This window comes from Bradyrhizobium cosmicum (genome assembly GCF_007290395.2).
GTDB classification, from domain to species: domain Bacteria; phylum Pseudomonadota; class Alphaproteobacteria; order Rhizobiales; family Xanthobacteraceae; genus Bradyrhizobium; species Bradyrhizobium cosmicum.
The window spans coordinates 6,774,421-6,791,191 of record NZ_CP041656.2 but is presented as its reverse complement, the minus strand read 5'-3'; the positions used below and the strand labels follow the sequence as shown (position 1 = coordinate 6,791,191).

Sequence of the window (16,771 nt, the reverse complement as noted above, 5' to 3'; positions counted from 1 at the left end):
GCGTGGTGAGTATTGGCTCAATGTTATAAGCGCCACAGACGATGGGCGCGGGGACTTATCGATGTTGCAGGCTGAAGGCACAGCAGAGCCCATCAAGGTCGAATTCGACAATTTCGAGCACGGTTTTCCGGAAGGTTTCGGCCCGGGCTGGTGGGGCCGTCTCGCCTATTGGATCGGCATCGCGTTTGCGACCTTCCAGCTCTATGTCGCCGCCTTCAACTATCTGCCGAGCCAGGTGGTGCGCGGCGTCCATGTCGGCTTCCTGGTTCTGCTCACCTTCGGCCTGATCGCCAATTTCACCGCGAAGAGCGGCGCCGGCCGCGCGCTCGGCTGGGTGATCGGCGGCGCCGGCTTCTTCTGCGGAATCTATCAGTGGATCTTCTATGCCGATCTGATCGCGCGCGACGGCGATCCGACCAAGCTCGATCTGGCGGTCGGCACGCTGCTGGCGGTGCTGATCTTCGAGGGCACAAGGCGGCTGATGGGCGCGGCGCTGCCGCTGATGTGCGGCGCGTGCCTGCTCTACTGGTTCTTCGGGCAATATCTGCCGTCGCCGCTCAACCATCGCGGCTATGATTTCGACCAGATCGTCACGCATCTGTCCTTCGGCACCGAAGGTTTCTACGGCGTGCCGATTTACGTGTCGGCGACCTACATCTTCCTGTTCATCCTGTTCGGCTCGTTCCTGGAGCGCGCCGGCATGATCCAGCTCTTCACCGACGTCTCGCTCGGCCTGTTCGGCCGTACCCGCGGGGGACCTGCCAAGGTTGCGGTGTTTGCTTCGGGCATGATGGGAACGATCTCCGGCTCGGGCGTCGCCAATGTCGTCACCGTCGGCCAGTTCACGATCCCGCTAATGATCCGGTTCGGCTACCGCCGCGCGTTCGCGGCTGGCGTCGAAGCGACGGCGTCGATGGGCGGACAGATCATGCCGCCGGTGATGGGCGCGGTCGCCTTCATCATGGCGGAGACGCTCGGCGTCCAGTACTCGGAAATCGTCAAGGCGGCGGCGATCCCCGCCATCCTCTATTTCGCGTCTGCCTTCTGGATGGTGCATCTGGAAGCCGGCAAGCACGGCCTCGTCGGAATGAAGCGCTCGGAGATCCCGAGCGCCTGGAAGGCGCTGGTGACGCGCTGGTATCTCGTACTGCCACTCGCAGCACTCGTCTACATGCTGTTCGAAGGTTTCACGCCGCTCTATGCCGGCAGCATGGGCCTCGCGCTGACGGTGGGGCTGATCCTCGGCACCGCCATCACGACGGGCGCTTCCTCGAACGTGATCCGCTACATCTTCTGGATCGGGCTTGCGCTCGTCGTCGCCGCGCTGTCGCGTGACGGCCTGCAGATCGTGCCGGTCGCCAGCGTCGTCGTCGGTTTGATCGTGATCACGGCGTTCGTGCGCGGCGGGTTCAAGGCCTTGCGCGATTGTCGCGATGCGCTGGCAGAGAGTGCGAAGTCGGCGATCACCGTCGGCATGGCCTGCGCCATCGTCGGCGTCATCATCGGCATGATGTCGCAGACCGGCGTCGGCACCATCTTCGGCGGCTGGGTGATTGGGCTCGGCGAGAAGAGCCTGTTCCTGGCACTGATCATGACCATGCTGCTGTCGATCCTGCTCGGCACCGGCATTCCGACCATCCCGACCTACATCATCACCGCCGCGCTCGCAGCGCCTGCACTGGCCAAGCTCGGCGTGCCGCTGATCGCGAGCCACATGTTCGCATTCTACTACGGCATCATGGCCGACCTCTCGCCGCCGGTGGCGCTCGCTGCGCTCGCGGCGGCGCCGATCGCCAAGGAGAACCCGGACAAGATCGGCTGGGAGGCGATGCGCATCGCGCTCGCGGGCTATGTCATCCCCTTCATCTTCGTCTATTCGCCGGCGCTGATGCTGCAGGCCGGAGATCCCATGGCGGCCAAGCTGGGCTTCTACGGCGCGGTGGCGCTGGCGAGCTTCAAGGCGCTGGTGGCGATCGCGCTGTTCGGCATGGTCGCGATCGGCTTCCTGTTCACGCGGCTGACGCTGCTCGAACGTCTGGTGGCGCTCGGCGCCGCGATGTGCCTGCTCGGCGAATTCGCCTTCAGCGACACCGCGGGCTTCGTGCTCGCCGCCGCGCTGGTGTTGTGGCAATGGCGGCAGCGCCCGCCGGCCGTCGTCGAAGCCGCGTGAGCCTCTGCTTCGCAACAGCCGGAGGCGTGAAGGCGCTTGCGCTGTCCGCCTTCACGCTGGTGTGGACGCATTCGATCGCGAAGGTCGACTGGCAGGAAGATTGGCGCGTCACCCCTGCCGGTCTCGAACTGGTGCAGGCCCGCGTCAAGGGCACCGGCCCTGGCATGGAGCCGCCGCCGGAGGCGCGCCTCGTCGACGGCTGGTTTCAATGGCAGCCGCAGCGCGCCCCGATGCAGGAGGTGGTGCTGGGCAATTCCGGGGCGGCCGGGGAATGGCGGTTGTGCCATGAGGGGAAGTGCCGGACGCTACCGGAGATTGTCGGGCATCCCGTCGGTGCTAACGTCACGACGATGAAGGTCTGCAGAGATCCGTAGCCTGGATGCAGTCCAAGCTACGACAAAACAACAACACGGGAGACACGCGATGGATCGGCTCAAGGGCAAGGTGGCGATGGTGGTGGGCGCCGGCTCGATTGGCCCGGGCTGGGGCAACGGCAAGGCGACCGCGGTGACCTTCGCGCGCGAGGGCGCGCAGGTGTTTTGCGTCGATCGCAATGGGCCTGCGGCCGAAGAGACCGCGAAGATCATCACCGGCGAAGGCGGCAAGGCGACGGCGTTCACGGCGGACGTCTCGCGCGCAAGCGAGATCGAAGCGATGATCGCGGCGTGCCTGAAGGCATACGGCCGCATCGACGTGCTCGACAACAATGTCGGCATCGCCGAGATGGGCAGCGTGGTCGAGGTCGCCGAGGAGAGCTGGGACCGCGTCTTCACCGTCAACCTCAAGAGCGCCTATCTCGCTATGAAGCATGTCATCCCCGTGATGGTGAAGCAGGGCGGCGGTTCGATCATCAACATCTCCTCGATCGCCTCGATCCGCCATGTCGGGATCTCCTATGTCAGCTACAACGCCAGCAAGGCGGCGATGAACCAGCTGACGCGCTCCACTGCGGTCGAGTTCGCGAAGAGCCATGTGCGCGTGAATGCGATCCTGCCCGGCCTGATGAAGACGCCGATGGTGGAGCACTCGGCGGGTCTTGCCAACAGCTATGCCAAGGGCGACGTCGAAGCGATGTGGCGCGCGCGCGATGCGCAGGTGCCGATGGGCCACATGGGCGAGGCCTGGGACGTCGCCAACGCAGCGCTGTTCCTGGCATCGGACGAATCGAAATATGTGACGGGGATCGAGCTGGTGGTGGACGGCGGGATCACATGCAAGGCGGGGGCGTAGCGAAAGTCAGCTAACCCCGTCATCCTGAGGTGCGAGTAGCGCAGTGCATCGCACTGCGCTGGGAGCCTCGAAGGATGAGCAGGCCCGACACAACCGGGCCGTCGCCCTTCGAGGGCCGCTGAAGAAGCGGCCGCCTCAGGGTGACGGATAGTCACTTACAAGCTCCGGCCGCCTACTGCGCCAGCGCCAGAATCCCGCCGGCGAACGAATGCCACGCCGCGGTCTCGCTGACCGGCCAGTTCAACACCTTCACCGCCAGCAGCGCGAGCGTGCCGTAGATGTAGACCGGATGCACGCGGCCTTCGGTGCGCCAGTCGCGCACCATGGCGACGACGAGCAGGAGCGAGGCGACGACGGCCGGCGCGATGGTCACCGGCACCGGCGGCGGGCCGGGTGGTCCGGGAGGCGCGAGGAAGGTGAGAAACCAGCGCGCGATCGCGGCATCGAGGATCGAGACGGCGGCGAGCAGCATCAGGCGCTTGTGAATCTCGGGTCTGCGCGTGTTCATGATCGCGAGCACGAACACCATTGCGAAGAACGCGATGCCGCTCATCGGCACGATCGAGAAGGCGATGCCTGCGTCGGTCTGCCCGAGCGCGGCCGCGTGCTTCATCGACGTCACAGAGGCGAGGAAGCCGAAGATCGTCATCGCCGTGGCGAGCGAGACGCCGGCGATGCCAAGCGCGCGGTGATTGACCGCGCGGCCCGAGGCCGCGAGCCAGGTCTGGATCACGAAATAGAGGGACCAGGTGAAGAACAAAAATCCGTGAAAATGGATCACCGGGCTCGCGGACAACGTCCGGCTGGCGAGCGGCATCCAATAGGTCGGCGCAAAGCCAAGAAATGCGGTGGCCGCACAGGCCAGGGCCATATGGAGATAAAAATATCGTGCAGGCGACGCATCACGCGCGCGTACACGACGGTCGTCAGTCAATGTCGTCATGAGGGATGAGTCTGGGGAGACGGCGTTTGGTTCAAACCCGCCGGCGGAGTTTATCGCTTTAAAGCGTCATCCGCCCGCGCTCAATTCGGCGCGATCGAGCTCTTCCTCGATCCGATGAAACGCGTCGTCGCCGATCACTTCGGTCGCGCGCAGGTCGAAGATCGATTTTCGCGCGGCCTCGATGGCGCGGCGGCGCAGGGGATCGGCGGGCAGTTCGCCGCTGGTGATGCCGCCGTTCGGATCGTCGTCCGCCTGCATCAGGACGGCGCGATATTCGAGCCGCAGGATCTCGGCTTCCTCCGACGGGTCGTCCTCGATGGCATCGAGCGCGGCGCGATAGGCGACGGTGCGCGCCCGCGCGACCTCGATCCCGACGGGGTCGTCGTCCTTGAGGCCGAACGCAAGGATCAGCGGCCGCAGCGTCAGTCCCTGGATCACCAGCGATCCAAGCACCACCGCGAAGGCGACGAAGACGATGAAGTCGCGATAGGGAAAGTTCTCGGGCAGGGCAAAAGCGGTGGCGAGCGTGACGAGGCCGCGCATGCCGCACCAGGAAATGACGAGGCCGCCCTTGGGCGAGGCAACCGCCTTGGGATCCTTCGGATGATAGATATCGTGTGCGATCAGCACGCGGAGTATGGTGCGGTAGAAGGTGATCCACAACAGCCGGACCAGGACGACCGTGAGCAGGATCCAGCCTGCGGCCGCGCAATACTCCCAGCGCACGTCGGCATCCAGCCGTGTCCAGATCGGGCGCATCTGCATGCCGATCAGCATGAAGGCGAGCACGTTGAGCACGAACACCATCGTCTCCCACACCGCAAAGGACGGCACCCGGAGCCGTGCCGGCATCCGCGCGCCCGCCGTGCGCGCCATGGTGATGGCGTAGACGACGATGGTGAGAATGCCGGAGAGGCCAAGATGCTCGGCGGCGATCCAGACCATGAAGGTGGTGGCGAACTGTACGATGATCGCGCTTGGCGCTTCCTTCACGCGTTCCATGAGCAGCGGGATGATGCGTCCTGCCAGGAGACCGGCGAGGACGCTGCCGACCAGCGCGAGCGCAATCGTCGGCGCGACCTCGCTCCATTTCAGATGCTCCATGACGACCGCGCCGACGGCGATGCGATAGATCAGGAGTGCGCTGGCGTCATTGAGCAGGCTCTCGCCTTCCAGCACCTTCACCATGCGGTGGGGCAGCTTGACCTGGCTCAGGATCGCGACCGCGGCTGCGGCATCCGGCGGCGCCACGATGGCGCCGAGCGCGATCGCGGCAGCCCAGGGCATGTCAGGCATCATCCGGTGCGCGACGTAGGCGACGCCGACCGTGGTCAGGCCGACCGCGGCCACCACCAGGGTCGAGACCGGAACCCAGTTGTTGCGGAGGTCCCGCAGCGAGGTGTCGAAGGCGGCATCCAGCAGCACCGGTGCGACAAAAAGCGCCAATGCCAGGTTGGGTTCGAGCGTCCAGGACGGGCTGTTCGGCACGAAGGCGATCAGCGCGCCGCCGATGGCGAGAAAGGTCGGGTAGGGGACCTTGATCCGTCGCGCCAGCGCCGATAATGCAACGGCGCCGAGCAGAAGCGCGATGATCCATTCGAATGTCGACACGATAGTCCCCGAAACCGATTTGAGCTGTGCCACAAGCTAGCACCAATCCGGCCGTATGATGGATAGTGCGGCCCCAAGGCAAGCCTCAAGGCAAGAGCTCCGACTGCACAAGCATGCGTTTTCAAAATCTCATTCACGTGTCGGGCGCTGTGATGCTCTCGGTGCTTTCGCTGAGCACGGCCCACGACACGGTCTATGGCGCGACCGGCGGCGAGCCGGCGGCCGTCGCGCAGGTCGACATCGCGCCGTGCCTCGCCGCGACCTCTGCCGATGACATGGACAAGGCCAGTTCCGCCTGTGCAGAGGTGATCGACAACGAGAAGACGGCGAAGGCCGACCTGATCAAGGCGCTGATCGCGCGCGGTGCGCTGCTGGCGCGGCACGACCAGATCGACCGCGCGATCGCCGACGACAGCCGTGCCTTGCAGCTCGATCCTGCGCTTGCCGACATCTTCAACGCCCGCGGCGAACTCTGGCTGAAGAAAGGTGACAAGCCGAAGGCCGTGCAGGATTTCGGCGCGGCGCTGAAGATCGATCCGAACCACGAGAAGGCCAAGGCCAATCACAAGGCGATGGCGCGCGAACTGGAGCGGATCGGGGCGCAGATGGCGGTGGCTGGCAAGCCGAGCTTCAATTGCCGGACCACGGCCCGTGCCGTGGAGAAGGCGATCTGCGGCAATCGGGAGCTCGCCGATCTCGACCGCGAGATATTTGCATCGAATGCGCGCGTGATCCGGGAAGCGCAGAACGCGGGGCAGGCGAGGGCGCTCCAGCGCGAGCAGGACGATTTCATCGCGCGCCGCAATGCTGGATATGGGCGGCCCGGGTACGACCTGAAGAAGGCGATGCAGGAACGATTGAAGCGACTAAATGGGGCGGACGGCTACTAGAGCGTTTTCGAGCGAAGTGGATACCGGTTCGCGAGAAGAAAACGCGTCAAAACAAGAATCCAGAGCGGCGATGTTCGCCTCTCGTCCGTAGCAGGGTGGAATTGAACCCGATCCTTGCCCGCCGCGACAATGGTGAAAACCCGACGTCACGGAGCCTTACGCCATGTGCGGTACGCGTTCTTCCGCGCCAACCTCCCCGTTTGCCAAAATCCCGTTTCGCGCCGTCCTGCTTGGCGCGGCGATCAGCCTCGTTCTTGTCGCCCCAGCCTCGGCCGGCGTCGATTGCGTGATGGGCAGCAAGGCTGCTCCCGCCGAACTGATCCCGGCATGCGGCGCCATCATCGATCAGGCGTCAAATCCGTCCTCCGATCGCGCCGCCGCGCTGCTGGTGCGCGCCGACGCCAATGCGCGAACCTCGGGCGGTCTGACGCAGGCGCTGCGGGACATCGACCGGGCCATCGCACTGGACGGCAGGAATGCAAAGGCCTGGCGGCTGCGCGGTGACCTGCTGCGCGAGGCCGGCGGCGATCTCAACCGCGCTGCGGCGGATCTCAGCAAGGCGATCGAGCTCGATCCGCAGGATGCCGAGTCCTACGAGCTGCGCGGGGTCGTCTACACCAATCAGCGCCGTCTCGACCGCGCACTCGCCGATTACGACCAGGCGATCAAGCTGAAGCCGGATGATGCGCAGGCCTGGTCCGACCGCGGCGTGACCTATTATCTCGGCGGCGACAACGAGAAGGCGGTCCGCGATCTCAGCGAGGCGCTTCGGCTCGATCCAAACCGGCCGCGCAGCTATACCAATCGCGGTGCCGCCTACAAGAAGCTCGGCCAGCTCGACAAGGCGGTCGCCGATGACGGCGAGGCGATCCGTCTCGATCCAAAGGTGCCCGAATATTACGACAATCGCGGCCTGTCGCTGGCCGCGATGGGCGAGTACGACAAGGCGATTGCCGATTACGATCAGGCCCTGCGGCTGGCGCCGCGGCCCAACTTCTTCACCAACCGTGGCGATTCCTACCATCTCAAGGGCGAACTCGGCGCGGCGCTCAACGACTACGAGGCTGCGCTGAAGCTCGATCCGAATTTCGCGCAGACCTACAACAACCGCGCCGTGCTCTACAAGAAGATGGGCGAGCGCAGGAAGGCGCTTGCCGATTACGAGACGGCGCTGCGGCTCGACCCCGGCAACGACAACGCGGCCAATGGCCGCCGCGCCATGATTGCGGAAATCGCTAAATTCGGCACTGAGCCACTGCGTCCGCTGAATGCGGTTTCCGGCAGCGGCCCGTCGTTCGATTGTGCCACAGCCAGGCGCGAGGTCGAGAAGGTGATTTGCGCCGATCCGCAACTCGGGGTGCTCGACCGCCAGATCGCCGAGACCTATGAGCGCGTGTTGAAGAGCGCGGGCAAGCGCTCGGCTGGTGACCTGCGCAAGACCCAGCGCGATTTCCTCACGACACGGAACGCCAGCTTCGGCCGGCCGGGCTATGATCTGAGGAAGGTCATGCAGGATCGGCTGCAGCGGCTGAATGCGCTGGACGGGTAGAGCCGGCGGTCTCACCTCTCCCAGAATTCCTCATGCCCGGGCCATCACGAGACGGTGGTAGCCGCGAACTCCTCCAAAAGCCTCATCCTTTTCAGCTTGAACAGCGGCCCGTTCCCGGGAAAATACCCCCCAAACAAGGCCGGCACTTGATCCGGGTCATGGCGGGACGCCTGTCCTGCCGTCAGGTCAAGGCCAGGCAAATAAGGGAAACGGGAGCGCTTGCATGAACGTCCGGGGAAACGTCGACGGTAAGAGTCTCTATCACGAGGTCCACGCGCGCTCGCTGGCCGATCCGGAAGGGTTTTGGGCCGAGGCGGCCAGGGAGATCGACTGGATCGAGCCGCCGAAGAAGGTCTTCGATGCCACGCAGGGCGTCTATGGTCGCTGGTTCACCGGCGGCGTGGTCAACACCTGCTACAACGCGCTCGACCGCCACGTCGAACGCGGCCGCGCCGACCAGGTCGCGCTGATCCACGATTCGCCGCTGACCAGCTCGGTCACCAGGCTCACCTATGCCGAACTGCTGGCCGAGGTGCAGGCGCTTGCCGCCATCATGCAGGATTTCGGCGTCGCCAAGGGCGACCGCGTCGTCCTCTACATGCCGATGGTGCCGGAAGCCGTGGTCGCCATGCTCGCCTGCGCGCGCATCGGCGCGGTGCATTCCGTGGTGTTCGGCGGCTTTGCCGCCAAGGAGCTCGCCACCCGCATCGACGATGCCCAGCCGAAACTGATCCTGTCCGCGAGCTGCGGCATCGAGCCCGGTCGCATCGTGCAGTACAAGCCGCTGCTCGACGAGGCGATCAAGCTCGCGAGCGTGAAGCCGAAGGCCTGCATCGTGCTGCAGCGTCCGCAGCTCGTCTGCGACCTCTCGCCCGGCCGCGACTACGATTGGGCGAGCCTGCGCCGCAAGGCGATGAACGACGACAAGAAGGCCCCTTGCGTGCCGGTCGCCGCCACCGATCCGCTCTACATCCTCTACACGTCGGGCACCACGGGCATCCCCAAGGGCGTGGTGCGCGACAATGGCGGCCATCTTGTCGCGTTGAAGTGGTCGATGTTCAACCTCTATGGCGTCAAGCCCGGCGAGGTCTGGTGGTGCGGCTCCGACATCGGTTGGGTGGTCGGGCACAGCTACATCATCTACGGACCGCTGCTGCACGGTGCGACCTCGATCATGTACGAGGGCAAGCCGGTCGGAACGCCCGACGCGGGCGCGTTCTGGCGCGTCATCAGTGAGCACAAGGCGGTCGCCTTGTTCACCGCGCCGACCGCGTTCCGCGCGATCCGGAAAGAGGATCCGGAAGGACAATTCATCCGGCAGTATGACCTGTCGAAATTCCGCACGCTGTTCCTCGCCGGCGAACGCGCCGATCCGCCGACGGTGGAATGGGCGGAGCAGCAGTTGAAGGTGCCGGTGATCGACCATTGGTGGCAGACCGAGACCGGCTGGTGCATCGCCGGCAATCCGGTGGGCCTGGGCCTGCTTCCGGTCAAGCACGGCTCGCCGACGGTACCGATGCCGGGCTACCAGGTCGATGTGGTGGATGAGGCGGCCAAGCCGGTCGGCTCGAACACCATGGGCTCGATCGTCATCAAGCTGCCGATGCCGCCGGGCTGCCTGCCCACGCTGTGGAATCAGGATGAACGCTTCAAGGAATCCTATCTCAGCGAATTCCCTGGCTACTACAAGACGTCGGACGCGGGCTACAAGGACGAGGACGGATATGTCTTCGTCATGGGCCGCACCGACGACATCATCAATGTCGCCGGCCATCGTCTCTCCACCGGCGGCATGGAGGAGATTCTGGCCTCGCATCCCGATGTCGCGGAATGTGCCGTGCTTGGCGTCAAGGATGCGATCAAGGGCGAGGTGCCCTGCGGTTTCCTGGTGCTCAAGGCCGGCGTGAAGCGTGCGCCCGCCGAGATCGAGAAGGAGATCGTCGCACTGGTGCGCGACAAGCTCGGCCCCGTCGCGGCCTTCAAGCTCGCCATCACCGTCGGCCGCCTGCCCAAGACGCGCTCCGGCAAGATCCTGCGCGGCACCATCAAGAAGATCGCCGACGGCGAGACCTGGACCATGCCGGCCACGATCGAGGACCCCAAGGCGCTGGACGAGATCGGTGACGCACTGAAGGGGCGGGTGTGACGCGAGGCGTCAACCCGAGGCGGTGCGACGACGCCTCTCCGACCTCAGCCGTCGTCACCCGCGAAGGCGGATGATCCAGTACTCCGCGGCCGCAGTTGTGTGACCCAGTGGCCGCCCCGGAGTACTGGATTCCCCGCCTTCGCGGGGAATGACAGCGAGCGGGGAACGGTGTCCAGGGACTTACAATCTCCTCATTCCGCGCTAAACAGAGGCCGCCAACAAGGGACCTCCTATGCCACTCGCCTCCGCGCCGCGCCTGCTCGCAGTCGCAGCTCTCGCCATCGCTCTCTCCGCCTGCTCCGCGCGCTACCAGACGCCGGTGGCGATGGGCGGAGACGATGACGATGCGGTGTGCCAGAGCCGCGGCTATGCGCAGGGGACGCCCGAATACGTGGCCTGCCGCAAGGATCGTGACGTCCAGCGCAATGCCGCCACGGCCCGCGCCGACCGCCGCCAGCGCGATCTTGGCGAGTACATGCTGAACCATCCCGAGCGGCCCTGACGCCGGCTACGGTATTATCCTGCGCATTCGTTCGCGTGTTTCGTGACACATCTGCAACGCGGCAGCCAAATCGTGTCGCTTCAGTCCTGATTTGATCGGCGTCAAATCCTTCATCGCCCCCTTTCTGCTCTGACCCTGATGTCGCGCAACGACGCGCGCATGTGGCTGAAGGGGAATTCAATGAATGGAAAGATAGGAACGCTGGCGCGGCTTGCGACGGCTGGCGCGATGCTCGCGGGGGCTCTTGCCTCGGCGCAGGCTGCCGATTTGCCGGTTTACAAGAAGGCGCCGCCGCCGGTTGAGAGCTTCAATCCGTGGATGGTGCGCCTGCGCGTGCTCGGCGTCTTGCCGGATGCGGGCGGTTCGAGCGTCAATGTCGCCGGTGTGCCCTCGCTGTCGTCGCCGAACTCCGGCCTGTCGATCAGCGATCAGGTCGTGCCTGAGCTCGACATCAGCTATTTCTTCACCAAGAACATCGCGGCCGAATTGATCCTGGGCGTGACGCGGCATTCGATCAGCGGCACCGGCTCGCTGGCGAACCTGCCGATCGGCAAGACCACGCTGCTGCCGCCGACGCTGACCCTGCAATATCACTTCGACAATTTCGGCGCGTTCAAGCCGTATATCGGCGCCGGCGTGAACTACACGGTGTTCTTCAACAACTCCGCCGCCAATTCGCCGGCCGCCATCGTCGGGCCGCCCGCGATCGTTGCCACCACAACGAATCTGCATGTCAGCAACGCCTGGGGCGGCGCCGTGCAGTTCGGCTTCGACTACATGCTCGACCGGCACTGGGGTCTCAACGTCGACGTCAAGAAGCTCTGGCTGCGTCCGGACTACAGCGCGATCGTCAGTGGCCTGCCGGTCACCGGCAATGCGCATATCGATCCCTGGCTGGTCGGCGCTGGCGTGACCTACAAGTTCTAATCTCACCGGTATGGGTCCCCGCGTTCGCGGGGACGACGCCGAGGGTGGGGTAGCAAAAACAAAAACGCGGCAGGTTTTCCTGCCGCGTTTCGTTTGCTTGGGATAGCAAACCGGAAGAGGAGCCTTATTCCTCCTCGTCCTCGTGCTTCTTGCCGCCGAGCGTCTTGAGCTTGGCGAACACGGCGTCGACGTTGAGGTCGTCGCTCGAGCGTTCGGCCGGCTCGTACTCATCCTTCTTGGTGGTCTCGGAAGCCGGCAGCAGGGTGGCGCCGCCATAGGCCGTGTCGATCGGCTTCTCCTTGGCCGCGCGCGCGACCTCGAAATCGAGCTCGATCTGCGAGCAGAGACCGAGGGTGACCGGGTCGATCGGGGTCAGCTGCGAGGTGTTCCAGTGGGTGCGGTCCCGCACACTCGCGATCGTGCTCTTGGTGGTGCCGACCAGACGCATGACCTGGGCGTCCTTGAGCTCCGGGTGGCTGCGCAGCAGCCAGAGGATGGCGCTCGGGCGCTCGTGGCGGCGCGACACCGGCGTGTAACGCGGGCCCTTGCGCTTGGGCTGGGGCGGCAGCACCACCTTGCTCTCCTGCAGGCGGAGCCGGTAGTCAGGGTTCTTCTCGCCCTTCTCGATCTCCTCGCGGGTCAGCTGGCCGTTGGAGAGGGGGTCCATGCCCTTGATGCCCTGGGCGGCGTCGCCGTCGGCGATCGCGCGCACCTCGAGGGGGTGCATCTTGGTGAAGTCGGCGACCTGATCGAAGGTCAGCGCGGTGTTGTCGAGCAGCCAGACGGCGGTCGCCTTGGGCATCAGAGGTGCGTTGCTCATGGCAAATCTCCTTTGTGCTTCGCCCACCCCTCTGGAGGCGAAGCCGGTGGTCATCAGCGATGACTGGGAATTCGCGCTATATAAGCCCGGAGGGGGTAGCCACGCAATGGTTCTGCTATAGATAGTGCCTTGACAGCGCCCGAAAGGGGGCCCAATTCCCTCTGAAGTCTCCGTAAGCCCGTACCTAAGCCCTGTTCATCCCAAGGCCGCTTCCCGCCCATTTGGCGAGGTGATTCGGTCCCGAGATCGCTCAATGTCAGCTAAACCAGACCTCAAGATCGTGCTTTGTTCTCCCCGCGGCTTCTGCGCCGGGGTGGTCCGGGCGATCGACACCGTGGAAAGGGCGCTCGATAAATACGGCGCCCCCGTCTATGTTCGCCACGAGATTGTGCACAACAAATACGTCGTCGACGGGTTGAAGAAGAAGGGCGCGATCTTCGTCGAGGAGCTCGCCGAAATCCCGGAAAATACCACCGCCCCGGTGGTGTTCTCGGCCCATGGCGTGCCGAAGTCCGTCCCGGCCGACGCCTCGTCCCGCAACCTGTTTTCGCTGGATGCGACCTGCCCGCTGGTGACCAAGGTGCACCGCGAGGCCGCGATCCATTTCAAGCGCGGCCGCGAGATCTTCCTGATCGGCCACTCCCATCACCCCGAGGTGGTCGGCACGCTCGGCCAGCTTCCGGTCGGCGCCGTGACCCTGATCGAGACCGCCGAGGACGCCAAGACGATCTCGCCGAAGGATCCGAACAACCTCGCCTTCGTGACCCAGACCACGCTGTCGATCGACGACACGGCGGAGATCGTGGCGCTGCTCAAGGAGCGCTTCCCGAACATCAACGGGCCGCACAAGGAAGACATCTGCTACGCCACCACCAACCGCCAGCTCGCGGTGAAGAAGGTTGCGCCGGTGGTGGACGCGCTCATTGTCGTTGGCGCTCCCAATTCGTCGAACTCGCAGCGCCTGCGCGAGGTTGCCGAGCGCGAAGGCTGCAAGATCGCGGTGTTGGCGCAGCGCGCCGCCGATCTCGACTGGGAACGGTTCAGCAACATCTCGAGCCTTGGCATCACTGCGGGCGCATCGGCGCCGGAAGTGATCGTCGAGGAGATCATGGACGCGTTCGCCGAGCGCTACACGCTGCATGTGGAGACGGTCTCGGCCGCTGAAGAGAACGAGTTCTTCCCGCTGCCGCGCCAGGTGCGCCCCGAAGCTGCCGCCGAGTAAATCGGCATGGCGGTCTACACTGACGTTGCCGCCGACGAGCTTGCGGATTTCCTGAAGCAGTACGATCTCGGCGACCTGCTCTCCTACAAGGGCATCGCCGAGGGCGTCGAGAATTCCAACTTCCTGCTGCACACCACCGCGGGATCGTTCATCCTCACGCTCTACGAGAAGCGCGTGGCGAAGAACGATCTGCCGTTCTTCCTCGCGCTGATGACGCACCTCGCCGAGCACGGCGTCAATTGCCCGCTGCCGGTGAAGGCGAAGGACGGCGAGGCGCTGCGCGAATTGTCGGGCAGGCCGGCCGTGATCATCACCTTTCTCGAAGGCGTCTGGCCGCGCAAGCCGAACGCGGCCCATTGTGCCGGCGTCGGCGAAGGGCTGGCCAGGATGCATCTGGCCGGCGCCAATTTCGCGATCAAGCGCGCCAATGCGCTCTCGGTCGCCGGCTGGCGGCCGCTGTTCGATGCGGCGTCACATCGCGCCGACGAGGTGCAGCCGGGCCTGCGCGCGTTTCTCGGCCAGGAGCTCGATCATCTCTCCAGCGGCATCTGGCCGACCGATCTGCCCGAGGGCGTGATCCACGCCGATCTCTTCAACGACAACGTCTTCTTCCTCGGCGACAAGCTTTCGGGCATCATCGACTTCACCTTTGCCTGCAACGACATGCTGGCCTATGACGTCGCGATCTGCCTCAACGCCTGGTGCTTCGAGCCGGATCATTCCTTCAACGTCACCAAGGCGCGCGCCTTCCTCAATGCTTACGGCCGGGTGCGAAAGCTGACTGACGCCGAGCAGGCCGCGCTGCCGCTGCTGGCGCGCGGCGCCGCGATCCGCTTCCTGCTGACGCGGCTGGTCGACTGGCTCAACGTGCCCGAGGGCGCGCTGGTCAAGCCGAAGGATCCGCTCGAATACGTCCGCAAGCTGCGCTTCCACCAGAGCGTTTCCAGCGCGCGCGACTACGGGCTGATGCCGTCAGGACTGGTCGCGTGAGCGAGCGTCCCACTGTGACGATTTATACCGACGGCGCCTGCTCGGGAAATCCGGGGCCCGGCGGCTGGGGTGCGATCCTGAAGTTCGGCGACAAGGAGAAAGAGCTGAACGGCGGCGAGCGCCACACCACCAACAACCAGATGGAGCTGATGGCGGCAATCTCCGCGCTGGAAGCGCTGAAGAAGCCGTGCACCGTCGATCTCTACACCGACAGCCAGTATGTGCGGCAGGGCATCACCGGCTGGATTCACGGCTGGAAGCGCAACGGCTGGCGCACCGCCGACAAGAAGCCGGTCAAGAATGTCGAGCTATGGCAGCGCCTCGACGCCGCGCTGAAGGCGCATGAGGTGCGCTGGCACTGGGTCAAGGGCCACGCCGGCCATCCCGAGAACGAGCGCGCGGATCAACTGGCGCGGGATGGCGTCGCGATGGCGCGGACGCAGACTCGGATCAGCGAGTAGCGAGGGAGCTCGCTCCCTCCACTCGTCATGGCCGGGCTTGTCCCGGCCATCCACGCGTTGCCGCGCGCCACCAAGAACGTGGATGCCCGGGACAAGCCCGGGCATGACGTCATCCTTGGGTAGAGATGAGGCGAACCTTACAGCTGACCCAGCAGTGTATCGCCGCCGGACACTTCGACCTTGCCGGGCATCGCCTCGAGATTCAGCTTCTTCACCACGCCGTCCTCGACCAGCATCGAGTAGCGCTTGGAGCGGATGCCGAGGCCGTTGGCGGAGGCGTCCAGCTCCATGCCGATGGCCTTGGTGAAGTCGGCATTGCCGTCGGCGAGGAAGACGGCCTCATCGCGCTGGTCGGTGTCGCGCTTCCAGGCGTTCATGACGAAGGCGTCGTTGACGGAAATGATGGCGATGGTGTCGACGCCCTTGTCCTTGATGGCGTAGGCGTTGAGGAAGATGCTCGGCAGATGCATCTTGTGGCAGGTGCCGGTGTAAGCGCCGGGCACCGCGAACAGCGCTACCTTCTTGCCCTTGAAGATATCGTCGGTGGTCTTCACCTGCGGACCTTCCGCCGTCATCACGCGGAACTTCGCCTCGGGCAGCTTCTCGCCAATCTGGATCGCCATCGTCAGTCTCCCTGGAATTCGGTCCCGCTTTGTAGACCGTGCTGCGGGCCTGCACAATATTGCCGGCGGAAAGAAGCCTCGAGGGCCGGGGGCCGCCTATCGTGACGTCATCAGCCCGCAAAACCACCATTGTCGAGGAAAGCCTGCTCGTCCTCTGTGGTCTCGCGTCCAAGCAGGCGGTTGCGGTGAGGGAATCGGCCGAACCGGCGGATGATCTCGGCATGCTCCCGCGCGTATTTCAGGTTCTCGGCATTGTCGGTGTTCTGAAACAGCGCCACGCAGTGCAGCTGGTCGGGCAGCTGCTCGGAATGCATGAAGGGCATATAGAGGAATTCGAGCAGGACAGGGTCGATCCTGCGATCTGTGCCGCGCCCGATAGCGCGGCGGGCGACATCCCGCGCCAGCGCGTCGCTGGCAAAGGCCTGCGGTGTGCCGCGAAACATGTTGCGGGGAAACTGGTCGAGCACGATGACGAGCGCGAGCGCGCCGTCGTCATCGTCTTCCCATGATGCCAGCTCGCCGGCGGCCGCCGTCTGCCACAGCGCGAGAAAGCGGCGCCGGATCTGCGCGTCGAACGCGTCGTCGCGCTTGTACCAGCGCTCGCTGCCGGCCTCGCGCCAGAAGGCGAGAATGCCGTCCGGCGTGATGTGACCGGCGTCAGTCATGAACCGAGACTTGCCTTACGCC

General features: G+C 64.9%; 16 protein-coding genes. 11 read left to right on the top strand and 5 right to left on the bottom strand.

The window, feature by feature from the left end; all coding sequences use genetic code 11:
* The first annotated feature begins 61 nt into the window (after nucleotides 1–61).
* From FNV92_RS32330 to FNV92_RS32320, 3 genes are read left to right on the top strand one after another with little or no spacing between them, the layout of a single operon-like run.
* Nucleotides 62–2,170, top strand: coding sequence for a TRAP transporter permease (locus FNV92_RS32330; protein ID WP_143843061.1), 2,109 nt, complete (start codon nucleotides 62–64; stop codon nucleotides 2,168–2,170).
* The gene (locus tag FNV92_RS32325; protein ID WP_143843062.1) at nucleotides 2,131–2,544 is read left to right on the top strand and encodes a DUF1850 domain-containing protein; all 414 of its coding nucleotides are present in this window, start codon (nucleotides 2,131–2,133) and stop codon (nucleotides 2,542–2,544) included. Before FNV92_RS32330 ends, FNV92_RS32325 begins: the two co-directional genes overlap by 40 nt.
* 49 nt (nucleotides 2,545–2,593) lie before the next feature.
* Nucleotides 2,594–3,400 carry an SDR family NAD(P)-dependent oxidoreductase gene (locus FNV92_RS32320; protein WP_015688933.1) on the top strand — a complete coding sequence of 269 codons (807 nt, stop codon included), beginning with the start codon at nucleotides 2,594–2,596 and terminating at the stop codon, nucleotides 3,398–3,400.
* A gap of 172 nt (nucleotides 3,401–3,572) precedes the next feature.
* Here the strand turns inward: FNV92_RS32320 and FNV92_RS32315 are convergent, their stop codons facing one another.
* Nucleotides 3,573–4,343, bottom strand: coding sequence for a hypothetical protein (locus FNV92_RS32315; RefSeq protein WP_143843063.1), 771 nt, complete (start codon nucleotides 4,341–4,343; stop codon nucleotides 3,573–3,575).
* 66 nt (nucleotides 4,344–4,409) lie between these two features.
* On the bottom strand, nucleotides 4,410–5,987 hold the full coding sequence (locus FNV92_RS32310; protein WP_143843064.1) for a cation:proton antiporter: 1,578 nt from the start codon (nucleotides 5,985–5,987) through the stop codon (nucleotides 4,410–4,412).
* A gap of 80 nt (nucleotides 5,988–6,067) precedes the next feature.
* On the opposite strand from FNV92_RS32310, the gene FNV92_RS32305 reads away from it, so the two are divergent.
* The 5 genes from FNV92_RS32305 to FNV92_RS32285 all read left to right on the top strand — a co-directional run bounded on the left by FNV92_RS32305 (nucleotide 6,068) and on the right by FNV92_RS32285 (nucleotide 11,968).
* Complete coding sequence (locus tag FNV92_RS32305) at nucleotides 6,068–6,844, top strand: tetratricopeptide repeat protein (RefSeq protein WP_041748594.1); 777 nt, start codon at nucleotides 6,068–6,070, stop codon at nucleotides 6,842–6,844.
* A 163-nt stretch (nucleotides 6,845–7,007) separates the two neighbouring features.
* The gene (locus FNV92_RS32300) at nucleotides 7,008–8,393 is read left to right on the top strand and encodes a tetratricopeptide repeat protein (protein WP_143843065.1); all 1,386 of its coding nucleotides are present in this window, start codon (nucleotides 7,008–7,010) and stop codon (nucleotides 8,391–8,393) included.
* A gap of 223 nt (nucleotides 8,394–8,616) precedes the next feature.
* Nucleotides 8,617–10,539 (top strand): propionyl-CoA synthetase, encoded by a 1,923-nt coding sequence (locus tag FNV92_RS32295; RefSeq protein WP_143843066.1) that lies wholly within the window; start codon nucleotides 8,617–8,619, stop codon nucleotides 10,537–10,539.
* 232 nt (nucleotides 10,540–10,771) lie between these two features.
* Complete coding sequence (locus tag FNV92_RS32290) at nucleotides 10,772–11,041, top strand: hypothetical protein (protein WP_143843067.1); 270 nt, start codon at nucleotides 10,772–10,774, stop codon at nucleotides 11,039–11,041.
* Nucleotides 11,042–11,221: 180 nt separating this feature from the next.
* Nucleotides 11,222–11,968: an OmpW/AlkL family protein gene (locus tag FNV92_RS32285; protein WP_041749101.1), complete on the top strand. Its 747-nt coding sequence runs from the start codon at nucleotides 11,222–11,224 to the stop codon at nucleotides 11,966–11,968.
* A 124-nt stretch (nucleotides 11,969–12,092) separates the two neighbouring features.
* On the opposite strand, the gene FNV92_RS32280 is transcribed toward FNV92_RS32285, so the two are convergent.
* Nucleotides 12,093–12,788 carry a DUF1013 domain-containing protein gene (locus tag FNV92_RS32280; protein ID WP_015688925.1) on the bottom strand — a complete coding sequence of 232 codons (696 nt, stop codon included), beginning with the start codon at nucleotides 12,786–12,788 and terminating at the stop codon, nucleotides 12,093–12,095.
* A gap of 253 nt (nucleotides 12,789–13,041) precedes the next feature.
* Between FNV92_RS32280 and ispH the strand changes: the two genes are divergently transcribed.
* The 3 genes from ispH to rnhA are packed head-to-tail and all read left to right on the top strand — an operon-like array spanning nucleotide 13,042 to nucleotide 15,461.
* Nucleotides 13,042–14,010 (top strand): 4-hydroxy-3-methylbut-2-enyl diphosphate reductase, encoded by a 969-nt coding sequence (gene ispH / locus FNV92_RS32275; RefSeq protein ID WP_143843069.1) that lies wholly within the window; start codon nucleotides 13,042–13,044, stop codon nucleotides 14,008–14,010.
* Nucleotides 14,011–14,016: 6 nt separating this feature from the next.
* Nucleotides 14,017–15,000, top strand: a complete 984-nt coding sequence (locus tag FNV92_RS32270) for a homoserine kinase (protein ID WP_015688923.1) — start codon at nucleotides 14,017–14,019, stop codon at nucleotides 14,998–15,000.
* Complete coding sequence (rnhA, locus tag FNV92_RS32265; RefSeq protein WP_015688922.1) at nucleotides 14,997–15,461, top strand: ribonuclease HI; 465 nt, start codon at nucleotides 14,997–14,999, stop codon at nucleotides 15,459–15,461. Before FNV92_RS32270 ends, rnhA begins: the two co-directional genes overlap by 4 nt.
* A gap of 137 nt (nucleotides 15,462–15,598) precedes the next feature.
* Here the strand turns inward: rnhA and FNV92_RS32260 are convergent, their stop codons facing one another.
* A complete protein-coding gene (locus FNV92_RS32260) occupies nucleotides 15,599–16,084 on the bottom strand; it encodes a peroxiredoxin (protein WP_143843070.1) in 486 nt (161 codons plus the stop codon).
* A gap of 110 nt (nucleotides 16,085–16,194) precedes the next feature.
* A complete protein-coding gene (locus FNV92_RS32255) occupies nucleotides 16,195–16,749 on the bottom strand; it encodes a DUF924 family protein (protein ID WP_143843071.1) in 555 nt (184 codons plus the stop codon).
* Nucleotides 16,750–16,771: the final 22 nt, after the last annotated feature.